Here is a 21346-nt window from a genome sequence, read left to right as displayed (position 1 = left end):
CGCGTTGCGGCCCTGAATTTCTCGTCCTGGAGCACGGAGCCTCCCAGCGCTTGCCTCCAGTTGATTGTGTCGCGCCGCCTCAGGCAGCGGCGTGGTAGGCCTTTCCGCTCTCGTCAAAAAGAATGGCGGCATTGCCGTCGATGGTGATGTTCACCGCATCGCCTGGCTGGATCTGACTGATGCCGGCATCTTCGGCGACGAGGATCGTGCTGTCGGGCAAGCGCGTATAGACCAGTGTCCGTTCACCCAGGCGCTCCACCACGTCGGCAACGCCCTTGATGGCGCCTTCGCCCTGGGTGATGCGCGCCGATTCAGCGCGGATGCCCAGCGTCAGATTGTCGGTCGGCAGGCCCGCAGCAGGCACGCCGGTCTCAACTGGTGATTGCCCGGCAAAGGTCACCGATGCCTTGCCCCCCACATCGTCCAGTGCCGCGACGGGGATGAAGTTCATCGCCGGGGAGCCGACAAAGCTTGCAACGAAACGGGTCGCGGGGCGGGAATAGACTTCCATCGGCGTGCCGATCTGTTCAATGCGCCGGTTGTTCATCACCACGATGCGGGTCGCCAAGGTCATTGCCTCGGTCTGGTCGTGGGTGACAAAAATCATCGTCGCCCTGATCCGATTATGCAGCTGCGCCAGCTCGAGGCGGGTGCGGACGCGCAGACCCGCGTCGAGATTGGACAGGGGCTCATCGAGCAGGAATGCCTTGGGATCGCGCACGATGGCGCGGCCAATGGCAACGCGCTGGCGCTGGCCACCGGAGAGCTGGGCCGGCCTGCGATCGAGTAACTGGGTTATCTCCAGCATGCGGGCTGCATCCTCGACGCGGCGGACAATTTCGTCCTTCGGCGTACCGATGTTCTGCAGGCCGAAGGACATGTTGTCCCGCACGGTCATATGGGGATAGAGCGCGTAGTTCTGGAACACCATGGCCACGCCACGCTCATTGGGCGGCAACTGGTCGACGCGCTCGCCACCCAGATAGATTTCGCCGTCCGTGACTTCTTCGAGCCCGGCAATCATGCGCAGAAGCGTGGACTTGCCGCAGCCCGATGGCCCCAGGAATACGATGAACTCGCCCGACTTGATTTGCATGGACACCTTGTCCAGGACGCTCACGACGCCAAAGGACTTGCTGACCTCTTTGAGCACGATATCAGACATAGAGATCTCCCCAGACACAACTGCGTCGGCCGTCGCGCTATCCAAAGTGCGGCTGTGCGATCATTTATAATATTTTTCAGACGGAACGCCGCCGCAGTCAAGACACAAGGACGGAAAAGATCAACTATTTTGATAAGTATCACAATATCCGTTGCAAACTGGGTGCCGGGCTGGCCCTGGTCGATCGGGCCGGTACCCTCGGCAGCCTGTCGAGCCTTGCGCCGTGCATTGTCGATCTGCTCATGCGGCACCGAAGCCGGCATGGTGCGGCAGGTGGGGTTGCGTGTCAATCATGGGCACAAGGGGAATCGGGATCGTGAAGAAACAGCGCAAATGATCGATAGTGTGCCAGCCGGGGCGCCCCCGGTTCCGCCGCCTGGCCGGTCTGGACCTGACCAGACACCCTTCGATCCGCCTGCGGATTGGCGTCAAGAATGCTGCTAAATATCCGGGAGACATAGATATTTTGACTGTAGTTCTGGCAGGTGCGACCAGGACAGCGTGCTGCGGCCACAGAGATACGACGCGCTGCAAGGATGCCGGATGAATAGTCATATTTTTTGGGCCCCTCCACTTGCGCAACGCCAAACGCCTCGTTTACAACGGAGGAAATGATATGAATCATAAAAACGGGATTGCTTGGAGGGTGTCGTGAAAGCGTATGTTACCTCGAATAAGGACTATACGATCAGCAGGATCGATGATCGCGTCTATGGCGCATTTCTCGAGCATCTGGGGCGGGCCATCTATGAGGGCATCTATGAGCCCGACCACCCCACCGCTGACAAGGACGGCATGCGCGGCGACGTGGTCGAGCTGGTCAAAAAGCTCAACGTCCCGGTAGTGCGCTATCCCGGCGGCAACTTTGTTTCGGCCTATAACTGGGAAGACGGCATTGGCCCGGCCGACCAGCGCCCGGTTCGTCTCGACCTTGCCTGGCACACCTCGGAAAGCAACCAGGTCGGCATTCATGAGTTTGCCGACTGGTGTGCGACAGTCGGCACCGAGATGATGCTGGCTGTGAACCTTGGCTCGCGTGGCGTCGACGAAGCCCGCAATTTCCTCGAATATGTCAATCATCCGGGCGGCTCCTACTGGAGCGACCTGCGCGTCAAGAACGGCCGCAAGGAACCCTGGAACGTCAAGCTCTGGTGCCTGGGCAACGAGATGGATGGTCCATGGCAGGTCGGCCACAAGACCGCTGATGAGTATGGCAAGCTGGCGGCCAACACGGCCCGCGCCATGCGCATGTTCGATGGCTCGCTCGAACTGATCGTCTGCGGCTCATCCAATGCCGATATGCCGAGCTATCCCGATTGGGAACGTATTGTGCTCGAGCATACCTATGATCATGTGGACTACATCTCGCTCCACATGTATTTCGCCAATCGCGACGACAATACGCCCAATTTCCTGGGCCTGGCGGAAAAACTCGACACCTATATCGAGACCGTTGCCGCGACCATCAAGCAGGTCAAGGCCAAGCGGAAGTCCAAGCGCGATGTCTATATCTGCTTTGACGAATGGAACGTCTGGTACCATTCCAACAAGAAGGATCGCGAGATCCTGGACGGCAATGGTGGATGGCCGCATGCGCCGGGTCTGCTCGAAGACATCTACAACTTCGAAGACGTGCTTATGGTGGGACTGATCCTCAATACCTTCATCCGCCGGTCCGACGTCGTGAAGATCGCCTGTATTGCCCAACTGGTGAACGTCATTGCCCCGATCATGACGGAAAAAGGCGGCCCGGCCTGGGCACAGACCATCTACTACCCCTACTATTTCGCTTCGGTATTTGGTCGCGGCACAGCGCTCGACCTCAAGGTCAATTCGCCGGGCTACGAGACGCCGCATGCAAAGGACTCGCCCTTTGTCGACGTGTCCGGGGTTGTCAATGAAGATGGCACGCTCAGCTTCTTCCTCGTCAATCGCCACACCAGCGAGAGCATTGAGACAGAACTGGAACTGCAGGGCTTTGCTGCGGGCAGCGTCATCGATCACCAGGTGATGACCCATCCCGATCTCAAGGCGGTCAATACGGCGAAGGACCAGCAGCAGGTTGCCCCCACAAAGGGTGATGGCGCAACGGTCGCGAAGGGCAAACTGTCGGTGACCTTGCCCCCCTATTCGTACCAGATGGTGCGCGTAAAGGTCGCCTGAGCCTAAAGGTCAGCCTCTTCCCTCAAAGGCGCGCCAACCAGGCGCGCCTTTGCTCTGCGCAGCGTCTGACCGGCGCGCTGCAGAAACGTATCGGCATTCTCGCGATGATCGGTGACGTTGCCGAACGGGCTTCAGTCAATCAACGGGTGGTCGACAATCCCCTGGAGCCTGGGATGACCTCATCGGGCCATATCCGTCAGATCCCGGCCCAGACCAGCCGATAGGTCCTCGGCAGAGTCGAATATAAGCTCCAGCGCATAATGCGGGTTGTGCACGTGGATGCCGGCATCGGCGCCCACGAATTTCCAGTTATAGGCGGCCTTGAGCAAGCGCGGCGTCCAACTGGCATAGGCAACCGGCGCGCCCTCGCGCTGGTCCGCCAACCCGTCGCTATTGTGGTCGGCAAAGAAGTAGGGGTGGCTTCCAGGGTCATAGACCATGGGCGTGCCGGCAACTTCGCGAGCATAGTCCGCCATCAGCACAAACAGGCGCTGCCGATTGGCGCCGATGTCGGCGTGGATGCCCTGCTGCAAATTACCCGAACCATCATAGCTCTGGCGCGAAATCCGGATCTGCCGGGAGTCTGCTGTGTCATGGCAGGTGAGGCAGGTTTCCTCGGCCACACTCAGATTGTGGGGCTCGTGGCAGGAGATGCAGGTTGCGACCGGGCGGGCATGCAGGAACCGGGGCTGATACTCCTTGCCGGGATACTGGTATCCAAGCGCCCCGGCACTGCCCAGCAGGCTGGCCGCCGCAACGGCGTAGTGGGGATTGATGAAGCGGAGTTCGGGGTTGACCTCGTCGTCCGGTTGTCCGGCGATCGCCTTGTCTACAGTTGCACCCGATGCGCGCCCCTGATGGCAGGTCATGCATGCGGCCTCGGCGCCGGTCACCGGATGCTCCCGTCCCGATGGCAGCGGCACCTCGGTCACGCCAGGCAGTCCCGGACTATGACAGGTATCGCAATCGACCACGCCGCCAACGGGGACGGGGCTTTGCGGCAGTCCCGGCTCGCTGCCGTCAAATCCGTAAAATGAGCGGAAGCCGGCGCCTGAATGGCAGGTGGAACAGACGGGCGGTATTTCACCGGAATCGTTCCAGTGCGCGAAAGACTCCGAGTGCACATTGGCGTGCCCGGAACGGGCCCACTGCGTTATCTCTTCCATGTTCGGCGTTCGCCCGGGGCTCTGCCCCGTGGCAGACACCACGGCAAAGATGAATGGTATGCTGCCCCAGAGCAGTAATGATTGGATGCGCATTGCGGCCTTGCTCACTGGACTGGACCATGAAAAAGTCGCTGCTGAGGCCCGGCTTGTCAAGCAAAGCCTCCAGCGGACTGGTTGGGCCCCGAGGTCTTCAGGGAGGATTGCGCCATCTTAGGACTTGGGAAACGCGGCCTCACGGTGCCCATCCGCACGCCCCATCCGCTGCCCACGACGCCGGAAACCCACATCACGGCGGAAGCCGGCCTGAGCCTGGGCCCGCAGATGGACCTGCGGGTTGAACCCCTGGTGCAGCTCGATGACATGGTCATTCAGGGTCAGCCGATCCTGCGGGATCGCCGACGGCCCGAATGTATCGTCACCGCGCCGGTGTCGGGACGGATCACCGAGCTTGAAATCGGCGCCGGCCGCAGACTGACCAGCCTGGTCGTTGCCACTGGCGATCGTCGCGAACCGCATATCCATGACGCGCAGCAGGCCCGTGACGAGATGGCGGGCGGCAGCGGCTCGGATGCGCTGCGCGCGCTGCTGCAAGGTGCCGGCCTCTGGATGCGCTTTCGCTCGCGGCCGTTCGGCAGGGTCCCGGCAGCCGTGGCCCGCCCGGCTGCCGTCTTCGTCATGGGTGCTGATACCCGGCCACTCGCGGTAGATCTGCGGCTTGTGCTGGACGGGGAAGCGGGCGACTGGGTGACGCTGGGCCTGACGGCGCTTGTCCGGCTCTGCAGCGGGCCGGTTCATCTCTGCCAGAATAGCGGACCCGATATCGTGCCGAGCATGGCCGGCGTGACGGTGTCGCGCGTCGGAGACCTGCACCCCTCCGGTCTTGCCGGATTCCAGATTTACCGCCACTATCCGGCGGAACCCGATCGCCCGGTATGGGATATCAGCATTGAGGACGTCGTCGCCATTGGGGAACTGCTGGCCACGGGGAGCCTCCCCGCCACGCGGCTGGTTTCGGTAGCGGGGCCCGGACTGCGCGAAACCCGGCTGGTGCGCTGCCAGCCGGGCGCCGATCTGCGTGAACTCTGCTACAAGCACAGCAAGCCCGGGCAGACAGTGGTCCTTTCCGGCTCGGTGATTGACGGCACCCCGTCGCGTTGGCTCGGCTATCACGATCGGCAGGTGACGGTGCTGGACAGCTCGAACTCCAGGCCACAGCAACACTGGCTGGATGCCGCATTGCGCCGCGCGTCCCGCCCTGAGCCGATCATTGCCACGGCCGCGGTGGAACAGGCACTCGGCGGCCTCATGCCGGGCATGGCGCTGCTGCGGGCCCTGTCGGTCGGCGATGACGAGGCAGCCCAAGAGCTTGGAGCGCTGTCACTGCTGGAGGAAGACATGGCGCTTGTCGATTACGTGACGGCCGCCTCGCCCCGGTTCTCCGATCTGCTCCGGGCGTCGCTCGATCGCATCGAGGCCAACCGATGATGCGCGGCATATGGAACCGCGAGACCGTGGCGCTCATCCTGCTGGCGGCGGCGCTGCCGGTGGCTGCCACCTGGCTATGGGAGGAAGGCGTCACCGGCGGCAGTCGCCTGCTGCTTGCGGTCATTGTCGGCGGGCTGTGGCAGGGTCTGTTCACCGCCCTGCGCGCCCAGCCGCCGAGCGCGGCAGGGGCCGTGTCGGCCCTGATCATTGCGATGCTGGCGCCCCAGGTGGGGCCCGTGCAGTTTGTGCTGGGCATCAGCTTCGGCTTCGTATTCGGCGAACTCGTCTTTGGCGGCTGGGGGCGCAGCGTGCTGAGCCCGGCTGTGGTGGCGATCATGTTCCTCGGCTTCGGCTTTCCCTCGGCCGCCTGGCCGGTCCTGGCCATTCAAATCGGCTGGGCCACCATACCTGCCGCATTGCTGCTGCTGGCGTTCGGTGTGCTGCCGTGGCGCGTGCTGGCAGGGGCGCTGGTGGTGCTGGTGCTCGCCGGCGGGTTCAGTCTCGACCTGTTGACGAGCGCGGTCGCCCTCGCCCTGGTCTTTCTGGTTTGCGACCCGGCCACCGCCGCCTCCACCTCGCTTGGACGCTGGCTTCATGGTGCCCTGTTCGGGTCATTGATCGTCCTCTTCGCGGCCAGCTGGGATACCGCATCGGCGCAGATTGCCGTGTCTGCGGCGCTGCTGGCATCGCTTTCCGCGCCGCTGCTGGACGAAATTGCCATTGCCTTGTGGCGCGCGGTCCGGAGACATAGACATGGCTGAACTGAACCCGATCCAGCTCTGGCGCAGGCTTTTATCCCTGCCGAACGAAAGCCGGACCAAGACGATTGTCATCGCCTTTCTGATCTCGTCCGTTTGCGCCGTGATGGTGACGGGCGCCACTGTCGCGCTTCGGCCAATCCAGGCGCAGAACCGCGCGCTGGAACAGCAGACCCGGCTCGAGGCGCTGCTTGCCGAGATCCCCGGCTTGAGCCAGATTCTCGCAGCCTCCGATGAAATGGCCCTGTCCACCGTCGTCGTCGACCTGCGCCGCGCCGAAGCCGCGCTGGACGTGACCCCCGAAACACTTCCCGCTGCCCTGGCCAATTCGAGCAACTGGACCGAGCTTTCCCCGCAGGAGGATATTGCCAATCTGGGGAGCCGCGCCAACCTCAAGCAGGTCTATCTGCTGCGCGGCCCCGATGACCGGGTCGAGCTGGTGATCCTGCCCGTCAGCGGCACCGGCTATGGCGGTCCGATCGAGGCGATGATCGCCATCGAGGCGGACATGAATACCGTCGCCGGCCTGGCGGTCATGTCGCATAGCGAGACCCCCGGCCTGGGCGCCCGGATCGACGAGCCGGCCTGGCGGACGCAATTTGCCGGCAAGCAGGTGGCAGACGAGACCGGTACCGTGCGGCTCTCTGTCGCCCAGGGCACGGCGACCACGGAATATGAGGTCGACGCGATCACCGGCGCCACCAGGACCAGTACGGCCATGGCCAGGATGCTGCAGTTCTGGCTCGGACCGCAGGGCTACGGTCCGCTGCTCGATGCCATCAGGCGAGGGGAGTTCTGATGTCCCCCTGGTCAACGCTTACCGACCCCATCCTGCGCCAGAATCCTGTAACCCTGCAGATTCTCGGCATCTGTTCGGCGCTGGCCGTCACCACCACGCTGGCGGCCGCGGCAACAATGGCGGCGGCCCTGACCGTTGTTATCGTCTGCGCCGCAGGAATCATCAGCCTGTTGCGAAACCACCTGCCGTCCTCGATCCGGCTGATCATGCAGATCATCATCGTCGCGTCGCTGGTGATCGTCGTCGACCAGCTCCTGCAGGCCTATTTCTACGAGATGAGCCAGCGCCTCTCGGTCTTTGTCAGCCTGATCGCCACCAATTGCGTGGTCCTGGGTCGCACCGAGTCATTCGCCCTGCACAATCGGCCGCTCCCCGCCATGGTCGACGCGCTGGGCAACGGGCTGGGCTATTCGCTGGTCCTCGTCATTCTTGGCAGCCTGCGCGAGCTGTTCGGCCGGGGGACGCTGCTTGACGTCGAGGTGCTGCGCACGGTGGAGCAGGGCGGCTGGTTCGAGCCGCTCAACCTGATGCTGCTGGCGCCCAGCGCGTTCTTTCTGCTCGGCGGCCTCGTCTGGGCAATCCGGAGCTGGCGGCCCGAGCAGGTCGAGACGTCCGAATTCGGCCTCACCCGGGTCAAGGAACCGGGACCATGAACGAGCTCGCCAGCCTCTTCATCCGTTCCGCCTTTGTCGAGAACATGCCGCTGACCCTGTTCCTGGGCCTCTGCACCTTTCTTGCTCTGTCGCGGCGGCCCGGCACGGCGGTTGGCCTCGGCATTGCCGTGATCGCCGTGATGGGCGTCACCGTGCCCGTCAATCACCTGCTGTTCCGCTTCGTGCTGGCCCCCGGCGCCTGGAGCTGGGCCGGCCTGCCCGATCTCGACCTGAGCTATCTGCGCCTGCTGACCTTTATCGGCGTGATCGCTGCTGCCGTGCAACTGGTCGAGATGGTGCTCGACCGCTACCTGCCAGCGCTGTTCACCACATTCGGCGTGTTCCTCTCATTGCTTGTCGTCCACTGTGCCATTCTGGGCGGCAGCCTGTTCATGGCGGACCGAAACTATGACCTGGCCGAGAGCGCGGTCTTCGGGCTTGGCTCGGGCACGGGTTTCGCCGTTGCCGTCATCATGCTGTCGGCGATCCGGCGCCGCCTGGTCTATGCCGACCTGCCCGACGGGCTGCAGGGCCTGGGCATTGCCTTCATCCTGACCGGCATGATGTCGCTGGGCTTTTCCGCCTTCGCGCAGGTGGTGGCACCATGATGATCGAGATCGCGCTCGGCAGCCTGCTGATCATCGTGTTGATCCTGGCGCTGGCGCTCGGCCTGCTTGCCGTGCGTGCCCTGCTCGTGCCCGACATCGCGCTGTCCGTCAGCGTCAATGGGGGCCAGGTGATCCCGGCCAAGCGGGGAGCCAAGCTGCTCGAAGTGCTGCATGGGGCCGGCATTGCAGTGCCCGCGGCCTGCGGCGGCAGCGGGACCTGCGGCCAGTGCCGGGTCATCGTGACGGGCGAAGGTGCGGGCGAGCTGCGATCCACCGAGCGCGGCCTGCTGTCGGCGCGGGAGCGGCGGGACCATGTGCGACTGGCGTGCCAGCTCAACCTGCGCGGCCCGGTGGAAGTGACGGTCGGCCCCGAAATCCTGTCGGCCGAGACCTTTGCCTGCACCGTTGCCAGCAACCGTATGCTGGCCCCGCTGATCCGCGAGCTGGTGCTTGAACTACCCGCGCAACACGACCTCAAGTTTCGGGCCGGCAGTTTCATGCTGCTCACCGCGCCCCCCTATGAGCGCGATTTCTCCCGCCTCGACGTCGAAGCGGAACACCAGTTGACCTGGCGGATATCGGGCTGGGAAAGCCTGCGCGCGCAGGCGTCGGAGCGCACGACCCGGGCCTATTCCCTGGCGAGCCGGCCGGAAGACCGCGGGCGGGTCGTGTTCAATATCAGGCTGGCCGTTCCCCCGGCCGGACAGGAGGCCGAGATCCCGCCGGGGGTGGTGTCCTCCTACCTGTTCGGGCTGGAGCCGGGCGACAGCATCGATGTGTCCGGCCCCTTTGGCGACTTCCACGTGCAGCCGACCGAGCGCGAAATGGTCTTTGTCGGCGGTGGCGTCGGCATGGCGCCGCTCCGCGCCATGATCCACGAGCAGCTCGGACAAGGCACCCAGCGGCCCATCTCCTACTTCTATGGCGCCCGGGCCCGCGCCGACCTGTTCTATGTCGAAGAGTTTGAGCAACTCGCTGCCAGCCATGCCAATTTCAACTGGACCGTGGCGCTGTCCGATCCTTCCCCGGGCGACCGCTGGCACGGACCGACCGGATTTGTCCACGAGGTGCTCCTCAAGGCGCTTGGCAGCCATCCCGCGCCCGAGGATTGCGAGTATTATCTATGCGGGCCACCCGTCATGATCTCCGCCGTGCTCTCGGCGCTCGATCAGCTCGGGGTTGAGCCGCATTCCATCTTCAACGATGACTTCGGGAGTTGAGGCCATGACCCTTCGCCGTCCAAATCGCCGTCTCGTTCTGGCGGCCGGCCTCGCGGCCATCGCCGCTCCCTCCTTCGCCCGCTCCCCCGCCACGATGGTGCTGGACGGACCCGCTTTCGGAACGGGGTGGGCCGTGACCCTGCCCGAACAGACGAACGCCGCGCGCCTGCGGCCCGCCCTGGAGGCAGCGCTGGCGCGGATCGACGGGCTGATGTCGCCGTGGCGGTCCGACAGCGCCATTGGCCGGTTCAACCAGGCTCAAATGCTCGACCCGATGCGCATTGACCCCGAGCTGCACATGGTCATCGCTGCCGCATTGGCGCTGCGCACGGCCAGCGCCGGCAGCTACGATCCATCGGTCGGCCCGCTGGTGCGTCGCTGGGGGTTCGGGCCGGTTGTCGGGGAATTTACCGCCGACAGCCCGGGTTTCGAGCTTACCGACGATGCCCTGCGCAAGGGACACCCCAAACTCACCCTCGACCTCTGTGGCATCGCCAAGGGCTATGCGCTCGACAAGATGGTGCGCACTCTCGAACATCACGATGTGCGGGATTTTGTCGTCGATCTGGGCGGCGAGATCGCCGCCCGCGGCCACCATCCCAGTGGTCGAGGCTGGCATGTCGCCGTCGAGGACCCACGCCTCGGCGCTGCTGGCGCCGTCGAAGTGGTCGATCTCGGCGGCCGGGCCATTGCCACCTCGGGCGACAAGGTGAATGGGTTCACCCTGGGCGCGCGACGCTACAGCCACATTATCGACCCCGGCACGGCGGAGCCGGTGCTGGGCTCCGCTGCCTCGGTCTCGGTCATTGCCGACGCGGCGATGACTGCAGATGGCTGGGCCACGGCGCTGGTGGCGGCAGGTGCGGCCGGGCCTGCCTTGGCGCAGCAGCAGGGGGTGGACGCCCTGTTCCTGTTCAACGAACCGGCGGGGCTGCGGCGGGTGGCGGTCGGCCGCTTCGCCGAGCACCTGCTTTGAGGAGAGTGTGATGGAGATGATCTTCGCGCCGGTCATAGTGCTGCTGGTCACTGCCGGGCTGTCGCTTGGGCTGATGCTGCGCGGGCGCCCGCTGCAGTCCTCATGTGGCAGCATGAGCTGCCTCCCTGATGCCGATCGCTGTGCGGCCTGCCCGAAGAGACTGCGGGAGGCAGGCCATCATGACTGATCCCATCTCTGCCGTCATGCGCACGGACTACCTGACGCTGGACGCTGCCATGCCGATCCGGCAGGCGGCGGGGCTGCTGCATGCCAATGGCCAGGAATCGGCGCCCGTGGTGAATTCGACGGGCGACCTGATTGGTATTCTCACCCAGAAGGACTGTTTTCGCCCGGCCATGATGGCGAGCTACTACAGACAATGGCGGGGGAATGTGGGTGACCAGATGAGCGCCCAGGTCAAGTCCATCGACGCCGAACTGGACATTGTTGCCGCAGCCGAGATGTTTCTGTCCGAGCCGCATCGATCCTTCCCGGTGCTCCGGGCCGGCCAGTTGGTGGGCATGCTGCGCCGCGAGGACGTCCTGGGGCGGCTGCTTCAACTCGGCTAGCGGCAAAAGCCACACTGGCCGCTGAGGCATCCTCAACTCAGGCCCGCAGGGTTTCGGCCGCGGTGGGTTATGGCACGGGTTGGGCGTCGCGCCCGGGGACATGGTGGCAAGGGCCGATATGCGCCAGAATGACCTTGTCGTATCACGGCTGCAAGATGGTTGACATCGTTCCCGCCAGTCGCGACAACTTCTGTCAACCCGGACCCAATTGATGTCGGCCCCAGGCGCCGGGATTGCGGACCTGGCCGGACGGTCCCATACCACAATAGCGTAGCCCAGATGGCCGAATACGAGCCAGGATTAGGCCAATCATGACAGAGATTATCGTCCTTGGCGCCGGCATGGTCGGCATCGGCTCAGCGCTGGCCCTGCAGGAGAAGGGCCATGCGGTGACCGTGGTCGACCGGCGCGGGCCAGGCCAGGAAACCAGCTATGGCAATGCCGGCATCATCCAGGCCGAGGCAGTCGAGCCGTATCCGCTGCCGCTGGATCTGCCCAGCCTGATCGATATCGCGCTGGGCCGCACCAATAACGTCGCCTGGAGCCTCAGCGGGATGCGCCATTGGCTTGGCCCCGCGCTGCGCTATGCGCGTCACTCGCTGCCGCGTGGCTATCGCGCCAACATCGTGCCCGTGTGGTCCAGGATGATCCACAGGGCGACGGCCGACCACAATGCGCTGATCACGGCGGCAGGTGCCGACGACCTCATCTCGCGCGAAGGGTACCGCAAGGTCTATCGTACCGCGCGGGGGTTCGAACTGGCTGCAGCAGCTGCCGAGCGTTATCGTTCCGAGCATGGTGTGCCACACCAGTTGCTGGACGGTGCGGCACTGGCGGCGGCTGAACCGGGACTGCGTCAGCCGCTGGCCGGCGCGGTGCACTGGACCAGCGCCTGGAGTTGCCGCGATCCCGGCGGACTGGTTGAGCGCTATGCCGAATTGTTCCTGCGCCGCGGCGGGCAAATTAGGCGCGGCGACGCAATGAGCCTGCAGCGGGACGGCAAGGGCTGGCAGGTTACGACCGAGGACGGGTCCGTCAATGCCGAGCGCGTGGTGGTCTGCCTCGGCCCCTGGTCACCAGCCCTGTTGTCCCGCTTCGGCCATCGCATACCCATGGTCTTCAAGCGCGGCTATCACCTGCACTTTGCGGTCGAGAACGGGCCCGTTCTGCCGATGATGGATGTCGAGACCGGCACCTTCCTGTCGCCCATGACCAAGGGTTTGCGGGTATTGACCGGAGCCGAGCTGAACGGCATCAAGGCGGCGCCGGGCCTGCGGCAGCTGCAGCGTTCGACCGTGGCGGCAAAGCAGTTGTTCCAGCTGGGCGACAAGGTCGAGGACCAGGCCTGGATGGGCACGCGCCCCTGCCTGCCGGGCATGCTGCCAATGATCGGGCCCTCGCCACATCAGCCCGGTCTCTGGTACAATTTCGGGCACGGGCACCAGGGGTTTACGCTGGGCCCGACAACCGCCCGCATACTGGTCGAAACCATGAGCGCATCCTAGCGGCCCGTCTGTCGCTGCTGGCAGATCCTGCTGGCGCAACTTGCCTTGGGGGCATCGCCACCAGGGCGGTCTGCGGCAAGGCGTTTTCCCGCCGCTCGGCAATCTCGCGTTGCAAGGAGTTGTTATATCCGGCGTGTCGTTCATAATGCGCCGGGCCTATGCAAAATCGGCCAGCACAAAAACTGCTTATACAGGGATTAGATACATGAAAAAATGGATCGCTATCGCAGCTGCCTCGCTGCTCGGGCTCATGGCTCAGCCAGCTATTGCGCAGGATATGCAGTTCTTCCGCATTGGCACCGGCGGCACCGCCGGCACCTATTATCCAATCGGCGGCCTCATCGCCAATGCCATTTCCAACCCACCTGGCTCGCGCGCCTGTGAAGATGGCGGCTCGTGCGGTGTGCCCGGCCTGGTTGCCACCGCCGTTGCATCGAACGGCTCGGTCGGCAATATCAACGGCGTTGCTGGCGGCAATCTGGAAGCGGGTTTCTCGCAGTCCGACGTCGCCTACTGGGCGCAGACCGGCACCGGGATCTGGGAAGGCCAGGACGCGATCGACAATCTGCGCCTGATCGCCAATCTCTACCCCGAGAGCATTCACATCGTGGCCCGCCGGGACTCCGGAATTGCATCGGTAGCCGATCTGAAGGGCAAGAAGGTTTCGCTGGACGAGCCCGGCTCGGGCACGCTGGTTGACGCCAAGATCATTCTTGAGGCCTTTGGGCTGAGCGAAAGCGATATTCAGGCAGAGTATCTCAAGCCAGACCAGGCTGCTGATCGCATGCGCGACGGCCAGATGGATGCATTCTTCTTCGTTGGCGGCTACCCCGCCGGCGCGATTGCCGAACTGGCCTCCCAGCAAGATATCGTGCTGGTGCCGGTGACCGGCCCCGAAGTCGACGAAATGCTTGCTGAGTATTCGTTCTTCGCCAAGGACAGTTTCCCGGCTGACACCTATAACGGCGTTTCCGAAGACGTCCCTACGCTTTCGGTTGGCGCCCAGCTGGTGACATCGGCGGATCTGTCCGATGACCTCGTCTATGGCATCACCAAGGCGATCTACAACGACAACACGCAGCGCCTGTTTGCCTCGGGTCATGCCAAGGGCAAGTCGATCACGCTCGACAATGCCGTCCAGGGTGCCGGCATTCCGTTCCACGCCGGTGCAGAGCGCTTCTACAAGGAAGCCGGGAAGCTCTAGGCAGTCTCCAGGATCACGACCATACGCGGCCAGTTTCTGGCCGCGTATTTTAATTGGGACCAGACGCGATGACCAGCAGCGCCCTTAAGCAAGACGATGAACCTCTGAGCGCCGAAGCCCTCAAAGCTCTGGAAGCCGAATATGATCCGGAAGCCCGCTTTCGATCGGTCGGTCGACCTGTTGCAGTGCTGGTCGGCATCATTCTGTTCCTGCTGTCGTGCTATCACTTTTATACTGCAGGATTTGGCATTCCCCAGGCCACCACCCACCGTGGTTTGCATATGGGGGTGTCGCTATTCCTGGTCTTTCTGAGCTTTGCCGCATTCGCCGGGTCCAAAAAGCCTTCCCGTCAGCCGAGTATTCTCGGCTTGCCGGTATTGGACTGGGTTCTGGCCATTGCCGGCGCCATTGCCTCATTTTACGTCCCGTGGATTTATAGCGAGCTGGCCTTCAGGGTCGGCAATCCGCTGGCCATCGACGTCGTCATGGGCACGGTCCTGCTGGTCGTGCTGCTCGAGGCGGTCCGGCGGTCGATGGGCTGGCCGCTGCCAGTCATCGCCATCCTGTTCATTGCCTATGCCTATTTTGGCCGGTACATGCCGGGCATCTTTGTCCACCCGGGCGCGGGCTGGGACACCATTATCAATCACCTCTACCTGACCTCGCAGGGCATTTACGGCACCGCGCTGGGGGTCATTGCCACCTATGTGTTTCACTTTGTGCTGTTTGGTGTCATGGCCCAGCGCATCGGCCTGGGCCAGTTGTTCATTGACCTGGCAAGCGCACTGACCGGACGGTATTCGGGTGGCCCGGCCAAGGTGTCGGTGCTGGCCTCTGCCATGCTTGGCTCGATATCGGGATCGTCCATCGCCAATACGGTGACCACCGGCGCGCTGACCATTCCAGCCATGATCAAGATCGGCTTCCAGCGCCACTTCGCGGCGGCAGTTGAGGCCGCTTCATCGACCGGTGGGCAGATCACGCCACCGGTGATGGGCGCGGTGGCCTTTCTCATGGTCGAGTATCTCGGCATTCCCCTGCGCCTCATCCTGATCGCGGCCATTGTGCCCGCGTTCATGCATTTTTTCGGCGTGCTGGTGCAGGTGCATCTCGAGGCGCGGCGGCAGGGCATCAGAGGCCTGAGCAAGGAAGAACTCCCCAACGCGATCAAGGTCTTGCGCGAGGGCTGGATGTCGACCATCCCCCTCATCCTGCTGGTCTACATGTTGATGTCAGGGCGCACGCCGTTCGCGGCTGCATTCTGGTCGATCACCGCCTGCATGGTGGTGTATCTGATCCAGTCGTTCATGCGCAGTGGCCTTCTGGGTGGGCTCAAGGATTTCGCCGTCGGGGTCTATGAGGGCTTTTCGCTCGGCGCGCGCCAGACGCTGTCGATTACGGCGGCAGCCGCCCTGGTGGGCGTGGTTATCGGCGTTGTCACACTGACCGGGGTTGGCTTCAAGATCGCCTATATGGTCACCTCGGTGGCTCAGCAATGGGCCTTTGATGTGCATGGAGCCATGGCGTTTCTGCCGTTTGAACTGCTGAGCCAGGAAAATCTGACCCTGCTGTTCACCCTGATGATGACGGCGGTGGTCTGCGTGCTGATGGGCGCCGGCATTCCGACCACGGCCAACTACATCATCATGGTCGCGGTTGCCGCGCCGGTGCTTGGCATGTTGAATGTGGAGCCGCTGGTGGCCCACTTCTTCGTGTTTTATTACGGGGTCATCGCTGACGTGACGCCGCCGGTCGCCCTGGCCGCCTATGCCGCTTCAGGCATTGCCGGCTGCAATGCCTTCAAGGCCGGCAACACCGCGTTCCGGCTATCGATGGGCAAGGCACTGGTGCCGTTTGTGTTCGTCTTCTCGCCTTCGCTGCTGCTGGTCACCGAGGGCTTTACCTGGCCGGACTTCTTGCTGGCGTTCACGGGGGCGGTGCTGGGCATTCTGTCGCTGTCGGCGGCCATCACCAACTGGCTGACCGCGCCATTGTGGAAGATCGAACGAACCCTGCTCGTCATCGGCGCGCTCCTGCTGATTGCCCCCGAATTGATATCGACGGCGATTGGCTCGACCATCCTTGGCCTGGTCTGGCTCCGGCAAATCATCTCCCGGCGCAATCAGCGCGCGCCTGAAGCGCTGGGCTAGGGTTTGCCGGGGAGGGGAGCGGGCGGCACAGGTTCCGACAGGGGTGCTGTACCGTTCGTCTCCTTCATCCCGGTCTGCCGCCGCTTGCGTTGATCCAGCATGACGATGATCAGGCCACTGGAAACGACCAGCAGGATACCGCCAATGGCCAGCGGATTGGGGAACTCGCCGAACACCAGCAGGCCCGAAATCACCGCCCAGACGGTGAAGCTGTAAAAGAATGGCGCCACCACGCCGGTGGGGCCGACGCGATAGGCCATGAAGATGAAGAAGTGGCCCGAGATCAGGAACAGCCCGGCGCCGGCCATCAGGGTGAGGTGATAGGGTTCTGGCGTCACCCAGCGCTCGAACAACAGGTGCATGATTCCCGCACCGAGCAGCACCACCAGCACGGCCGATATCGCCACGATCATGCCGGGCACCTCGGCGGCGACACGCTGTCCGGTCAGGTCACGGGCGGCGCCGAATGCGGCGTTGGCCAGCGCCAGCAAGGCGAAGATTGAAATCCCCTGCAGGGTCGGCTGGGCGATCATCAGCGCGCCGATGAAGCCCAGGGCAATCAGCCCAAGGCGGGTGGCACCGATCTTTTCACCAAAGAACATTGAAGCGCCGATAATGACCAGAAGCGGGGTGATCTGGGCCAGTGCACTGGCGTCGGCAATCGGCATATTGGCGAGCGCCACGACATAGGCGACGATCCCGGCAGTCTCGAACAGGTTCCGGACCAGCACGCGTTTGTCGACGAGCTGCGGCACCTGCCTCGCGTAGCCCAGCATGAACAGCAGCGGTATGCTCCACAGCGTCGCCGCTACGCCGCGCAGGAACAGCACCTCATAGGGCGGCAGGCCCGTCGTGGCCAGTTTCATCATGGTGTCGTTGACCACGTAGGATCCGGTCGCAATAACCATGAAGAGGGGGCCCCGCAGGGCAGTCGGGATAAAGTGCATGAGAGCAGACCGGGCAGGTAACAACAATGGGACATTGCGCGGGCGGGGCTGGGATGGGATGGGATGGGCGAGTGCCCGCAGCCCCGCCCGCAGGGTCAGAATTTCGGTGTCCATGCGGCAGTGCAGTCGCTGCGCCGCTTCGTCAGCCGCTGCAGCCTGCGCACAAAGAACAGGCCCTGCGCGTCTCAGGCGCCGGGGACGTATTTTCGCCAGCTGTGTTGTTCCCTGAAGCCAAGAACGTCGCGGATCTTGCGATTGGACAGCGGGCCTTCCCACTCGCCCATCGGCCGGGTGATGGGCGAGTTGGGGGCCCATTTGCGCAGGAATGCCTCGGTCGGCTCATTGGCCGTGATCTCGTCATTGACGGCATTGAACACCTGGAACCCCAACCCGTCCTTGGCGATGCACAGATCAACGATCTGCCCGAGATCGCGCGCGTCGACATAACTCCAGGCATTGCGTTTGCGCGATGGCGGATCGGCGAGATAGGCGGGGAACTGTGCATAGTCTTCCGGTGACACGACATTGCCGATGCGCAGCGCATAGATGTCGGCGCCGCTGCGCATGGCAAAGGCCCGCGCGGTCTTCTCGTTGACCAGCTTGGACAGGCCATAGCTGTCCATTGGATCAACGTCGTAATCCTCTTCGAGGGGGAAGGAATGGTAATCCTTGTCGCCTTCGGCAAAGCAGACCCCATAGGTGGTCTCGCTCGAGGCGATGACGATTTTCCGGATCCCCAGCTTGGTCGCCGCCTCGAGGATATTGTAGGTGGAAACCGCATTGGCCTTGAAGGTCTCATTGTCCGTCTGGATCAGCACGCGGGGAATGGCGGCGAAGTGCACCACTGCATCGATCGGCGCCGGACCCTTGCCGGTGGTGAACCCGTCAAAGTCGAAATGCATGGACAGGGCATTGAACACCTGGCCGCTATCGGTGAGGTCGGTGATCACTGTGTTGACCCCCTCCATGTCCAGCGGCTTGAGGTCCAGATTGAGAACGGCGTGGCCCTGGGCGCGCAGATAGGCGATGGCGTGCCGTCCCGCCTTGCCGCTGCCGCCGGTGAAAACGATGCGTTTGCTCATGGATTATCCTTCCAACTGCCCTCAGGGCATCAACTGGCCGCCATTGACCTCGATCTCCTGGCCAATAATGTAGCCCGATAGCGCGGCCGAGGCCAAAAACAGATAGGTACCGACGCAGTCCTCGGGCACCCCAAGGCGGCCCTGGGGAATGGTGGTGAGCGCCGCCTCAAGTTGCGCCGAGGTTGAATAGCGCTCGTGGAACGGCGTGGTGATCACCCCCGGCGCCACGGCGTTGACGCGGATGCCGTAAGCGATGAGTTCCTTGGCCATGCCGCGCGTGACATTGGCGACGAAAGCCTTGGACGAACCATAGATGCCGGCGCCATTGCTGGCGCCATTGCGCGCCGCGATCGAGGTGGTGTTGATGATGAAACCCCCGCCTGCCGCCCGCAAATGGGGAATGGCCGCGGCGCTGGCAGCCAGCACCGAGCGCCCATTGAGGTCCATGACGGCGTCATAATGCGCGTCGGTCATCTCGGCGTAGGGCAGGCGGGCGACCATGCCGCCAGCATTGTTGATCAGCCCATCGAGCCGGCCGAATTCTGCCACGGTCTCTTCCACCGCGCGGCCCATCTCCGAGGACTGGTTGGCATCGGCCCTGATCAGCGCCACCCTGCCACCCGCCGCCGTGATCTCGGCGGCCAGTTGCCGGGCAGAATCGACGCTGGAATTGTAGTGCAGCCCCACCATTGCCCCCTGGGCAGCAAAGGCTTTGGCCAGCGCTGCGCCAATGCCGGTCGACGCGCCGGTGATCAGGACCGCCTTGCCGGCGAGGTCGGGGATAACGAGGTGGGATGCGGTCATGGTGCTTGGTTTCCGTTGCTGGTGCCACCCGGTGGCCGATCAAGGCCCGAATGGATTGGACGTCGTTATCTGTCGTGATGCCACGGCGGAAATCCTGTCCGGCTTCGTGGTGGTGCGCCCGGGTGGTGCCGGTCGATACGTTGATGGCTGAATTGAACCTTAAGCCGTGATTCCGCGCCGCGGCAAGGCCACATGGCCCCCGGTCCTCCGGTTCAGACCGCCACCCTCGCCAACACCGCCAGAAATGCCTCGCCATAGCGGTCTAGCTTGGCCTGGCCGACGCCGGGCAGGTTGAGCATGTCATGCGGATGGGCGGGCATGGCCAGTGCCATGGCCTTGAGCGTGGCGTCGTGGAAGATCACATAGGGCGGCACGCCCTGCTGCTTGGCGATGCGCAGCCGTTCTTCGCGCAGCGCGTTGAACACGCTCATCGCCGGCTCGGGCAACTGTACCGCATTAGCCAGCTGCCGCCGCACTTCGGTGGCCTTTTTCGGGCGGTCCTTGCGCAGGGTAACGCTGCGTTCGCGCTTGAACACGGCGCGGGCGCCTTCTCCCAGCGTCAGCGCACCATGGGACGCGTGATCCACCACGATCAGGCCCGAGGCCGTCAACTGCCGGATGACCGACTGCCAGCTGCGCGGGTCAAGGTCGGCGCCCTGGCCAAACACGGCCTGGTTCTGGTGGCCGAAGCGCTCGACCTTTTCGGTGGCCTTGCCCATCAGCACATCGATGACATGGGCCGCACCAAAGCGCATGCCGGTGCGATAGATTGCCGCCAGCGCCTTGATCGCGGCTTCGGTGCCATCCCAGGTTTCAACCGGCGAACGACAGGTATCGCAATTGCCGCAATCGCCGGGATAGGCCTCGCCGAAATGGCTCAATATCGCCTTGCGGCGGCACTCGGCCGTCTCACAAACCCCGAGCAGCGCATTGAGCTTGCCGTGTTCGAGGCGCTTGATCTCGTCGGGCGCATTGCCCTCGTCGATCATGCGACGGCGCTGCACCACATCGGCCATGCCGTAGCTCATCCAGGCGTCCGCCGGCTGGCCGTCGCGCCCGGCGCGGCCGGTTTCCTGGTAATAGGCCTCGATCGAGGATGGTAGATCCATATGCGCCACATAGCGCACATCGGGCTTGTCTATGCCCATGCCAAACGCCACCGTGGCGACGATGCAGATATTCTCTTCCTTGAGGAACGCGTCCTGATTGGCGTTGCGCCGCTCGGCGCTGAGCCCGGCATGATAGGGCAGGGCGGGAATCCCCTTGCCGCAGAGCCAGTCCGCCGTGTCCTCGACCTTGGCGCGGCTCAGGCAATAGACAATGCCCGAGCTGCCCTTGTGTGCGGCCAGAAATCTCAGCAGCTGGTCGCGCGCCTTGTCGCGCTCGACAATGGAATAGGAAATATTGGGGCGGTCAAAACTGGTAGTGAACACCTCGGCCGTCTCAAGCCCCAGCCGCTCGATGATGTCTTCGCGCGTCGTCGGATCGGCCGTCGCGGTCAGGGCAATGCGCGGCACGCCGGGGAACAGTTCGGTGAGCCTGGTCAGCTCGCGATATTCTGGGCGGAAATCATGGCCCCACTGGCTGACGCAATGGGCTTCATCAATGGCGAACAGGGCAATATCGATACCCGACAGCATATTGGCAAAGCCGGGCGTCGCCACCCGTTCCGGCGCCACATAGAGCAGATCAAGTTCGCCGCGTCGCAATTGCCCGCGTACCTCAGCCGATTCCTCGGCAGTCAGCGAGGAGTTGAGCGCGGCAGCGGCCACACCGGCCTGGCGCAGTGCCTCGACCTGATCGCGCATCAGGGCGATCAGCGGCGAAATGACGATCCCGACACCGGGCCGGGCCATGGCGGGAATCTGGTAACACATTGATTTGCCGGCGCCGGTGGGGAACAGCACCACCGCATCGCCGCCCTGCACGACGTGATTGATCACATCGGCCTGCAGGCCGCGAAAATGCTGATGCCCGAAAACCTCGCGCAGAATGCCCAGCGGGTCACGCGGCATGATCGCGTCGCCCGCGCCGAACAGATCGATACTCGATTCAAGGGCGCTCACCCCGCCCTTGAATCACGGGACGGGGC

20 protein-coding genes are annotated in these 21346 nt (G+C 63.7%); 13 read left to right on the top strand and 7 right to left on the bottom strand.

The window, feature by feature from the left end:
- Positions 1–79 precede the first annotated feature (79 nt).
- Both ABFY71_RS13115 and ABFY71_RS13110 read right to left on the bottom strand, forming a co-directional pair.
- Positions 80–1165: an ABC transporter ATP-binding protein gene (locus tag ABFY71_RS13115; protein WP_347946453.1), complete on the bottom strand. Its 1086-nt coding sequence runs from the start codon at positions 1163–1165 to the stop codon at positions 80–82.
- Positions 1166–1451: 286 nt separating this feature from the next.
- Complete coding sequence (locus ABFY71_RS13110; RefSeq protein ID WP_347946452.1) at positions 1452–1790, bottom strand: hypothetical protein; 339 nt, start codon at positions 1788–1790, stop codon at positions 1452–1454.
- A 26-nt stretch (positions 1791–1816) separates the two neighbouring features.
- Between ABFY71_RS13110 and arfA the strand changes: the two genes are divergently transcribed.
- The gene (arfA, locus tag ABFY71_RS13105; RefSeq protein ID WP_347946451.1) at positions 1817–3328 is read left to right on the top strand and encodes an arabinosylfuranosidase ArfA; all 1512 of its coding nucleotides are present in this window, start codon (positions 1817–1819) and stop codon (positions 3326–3328) included.
- Positions 3329–3507: 179 nt separating this feature from the next.
- On the opposite strand, the gene ABFY71_RS13100 is transcribed toward arfA, so the two are convergent.
- A complete protein-coding gene (locus ABFY71_RS13100; protein ID WP_347946449.1) occupies positions 3508–4260 on the bottom strand; it encodes a polyheme membrane-associated cytochrome C in 753 nt (250 codons plus the stop codon).
- A 408-nt stretch (positions 4261–4668) separates the two neighbouring features.
- Here ABFY71_RS13100 and ABFY71_RS13095 point away from each other — a divergent pair, with 408 nt between their 5' ends.
- From ABFY71_RS13095 to ABFY71_RS13040, 12 genes are all read left to right on the top strand, one after another.
- Positions 4669–5979: a Na(+)-translocating NADH-quinone reductase subunit A gene (locus ABFY71_RS13095; RefSeq protein ID WP_347946448.1), complete on the top strand. Its 1311-nt coding sequence runs from the start codon at positions 4669–4671 to the stop codon at positions 5977–5979.
- Positions 5976–6740, top strand: coding sequence for an RnfABCDGE type electron transport complex subunit D (locus tag ABFY71_RS13090; RefSeq protein ID WP_347946446.1), 765 nt, complete (start codon positions 5976–5978; stop codon positions 6738–6740). Before ABFY71_RS13095 ends, ABFY71_RS13090 begins: the two co-directional genes overlap by 4 nt.
- Positions 6733–7536 (top strand): NADH:ubiquinone reductase (Na(+)-transporting) subunit C, encoded by an 804-nt coding sequence (gene nqrC / locus ABFY71_RS13085; RefSeq protein WP_347946445.1) that lies wholly within the window; start codon positions 6733–6735, stop codon positions 7534–7536. Before ABFY71_RS13090 ends, nqrC begins: the two co-directional genes overlap by 8 nt.
- On the top strand, positions 7536–8189 hold the full coding sequence (locus ABFY71_RS13080) for an NADH:ubiquinone reductase (Na(+)-transporting) subunit D (protein WP_305580346.1): 654 nt from the start codon (positions 7536–7538) through the stop codon (positions 8187–8189). Before nqrC ends, ABFY71_RS13080 begins: the two co-directional genes overlap by 1 nt.
- Positions 8186–8797 (top strand): NADH:ubiquinone reductase (Na(+)-transporting) subunit E, encoded by a 612-nt coding sequence (nqrE, locus tag ABFY71_RS13075; RefSeq protein WP_305580348.1) that lies wholly within the window; start codon positions 8186–8188, stop codon positions 8795–8797. The genes ABFY71_RS13080 and nqrE overlap by 4 nt, the downstream gene beginning before the upstream one ends.
- On the top strand, positions 8794–10017 hold the full coding sequence (gene nqrF / locus ABFY71_RS13070) for an NADH:ubiquinone reductase (Na(+)-transporting) subunit F (RefSeq protein ID WP_347946443.1): 1224 nt from the start codon (positions 8794–8796) through the stop codon (positions 10015–10017). Before nqrE ends, nqrF begins: the two co-directional genes overlap by 4 nt.
- A gap of 4 nt (positions 10018–10021) precedes the next feature.
- Positions 10022–10993: an FAD:protein FMN transferase gene (locus tag ABFY71_RS13065; protein ID WP_347946441.1), complete on the top strand. Its 972-nt coding sequence runs from the start codon at positions 10022–10024 to the stop codon at positions 10991–10993.
- 10 nt (positions 10994–11003) lie between these two features.
- Entirely contained in the window at positions 11004–11180 is a 177-nt protein-coding gene (locus ABFY71_RS13060; protein WP_305580354.1) for a hypothetical protein, read from the top strand.
- On the top strand, positions 11173–11562 hold the full coding sequence (locus tag ABFY71_RS13055; RefSeq protein WP_347946438.1) for a CBS domain-containing protein: 390 nt from the start codon (positions 11173–11175) through the stop codon (positions 11560–11562). The genes ABFY71_RS13060 and ABFY71_RS13055 overlap by 8 nt, the downstream gene beginning before the upstream one ends.
- 311 nt (positions 11563–11873) lie before the next feature.
- Complete coding sequence (locus tag ABFY71_RS13050) at positions 11874–13067, top strand: NAD(P)/FAD-dependent oxidoreductase (RefSeq protein ID WP_347946437.1); 1194 nt, start codon at positions 11874–11876, stop codon at positions 13065–13067.
- A 205-nt stretch (positions 13068–13272) separates the two neighbouring features.
- Entirely contained in the window at positions 13273–14271 is a 999-nt protein-coding gene (locus tag ABFY71_RS13045) for a TAXI family TRAP transporter solute-binding subunit (protein WP_347946436.1), read from the top strand.
- A 68-nt stretch (positions 14272–14339) separates the two neighbouring features.
- A complete protein-coding gene (locus ABFY71_RS13040; RefSeq protein ID WP_347946435.1) occupies positions 14340–16421 on the top strand; it encodes a TRAP transporter permease in 2082 nt (693 codons plus the stop codon).
- Here ABFY71_RS13040 and ABFY71_RS13035 read toward each other — a convergent pair.
- The 4 genes from ABFY71_RS13035 to recQ form a co-directional block, all read right to left on the bottom strand.
- Positions 16418–17368, bottom strand: coding sequence for a DMT family transporter (locus tag ABFY71_RS13035; protein WP_347946433.1), 951 nt, complete (start codon positions 17366–17368; stop codon positions 16418–16420). The two genes, ABFY71_RS13040 and ABFY71_RS13035, sit on opposite strands and share 4 nt — an antisense overlap.
- 185 nt (positions 17369–17553) lie before the next feature.
- A complete protein-coding gene (locus ABFY71_RS13030) occupies positions 17554–18450 on the bottom strand; it encodes an NAD-dependent epimerase/dehydratase family protein (RefSeq protein WP_347946431.1) in 897 nt (298 codons plus the stop codon).
- A gap of 21 nt (positions 18451–18471) precedes the next feature.
- Positions 18472–19254, bottom strand: a complete 783-nt coding sequence (locus ABFY71_RS13025; protein ID WP_347946430.1) for an SDR family NAD(P)-dependent oxidoreductase — start codon at positions 19252–19254, stop codon at positions 18472–18474.
- Between the two features lie 212 nt (positions 19255–19466).
- On the bottom strand, positions 19467–21269 hold the full coding sequence (gene recQ, locus ABFY71_RS13020; RefSeq protein ID WP_347946532.1) for a DNA helicase RecQ: 1803 nt from the start codon (positions 21267–21269) through the stop codon (positions 19467–19469).
- Between the last annotated feature and the right edge of the window lie 77 nt (positions 21270–21346).

The organism is Devosia alba (genome assembly GCF_039938915.1).
GTDB lineage: Bacteria > Pseudomonadota > Alphaproteobacteria > Rhizobiales > Devosiaceae > Devosia > Devosia alba.
The sequence above is the reverse complement of the archived record's forward strand: the minus strand, read 5'-3'. Positions and strand labels throughout refer to the sequence as shown.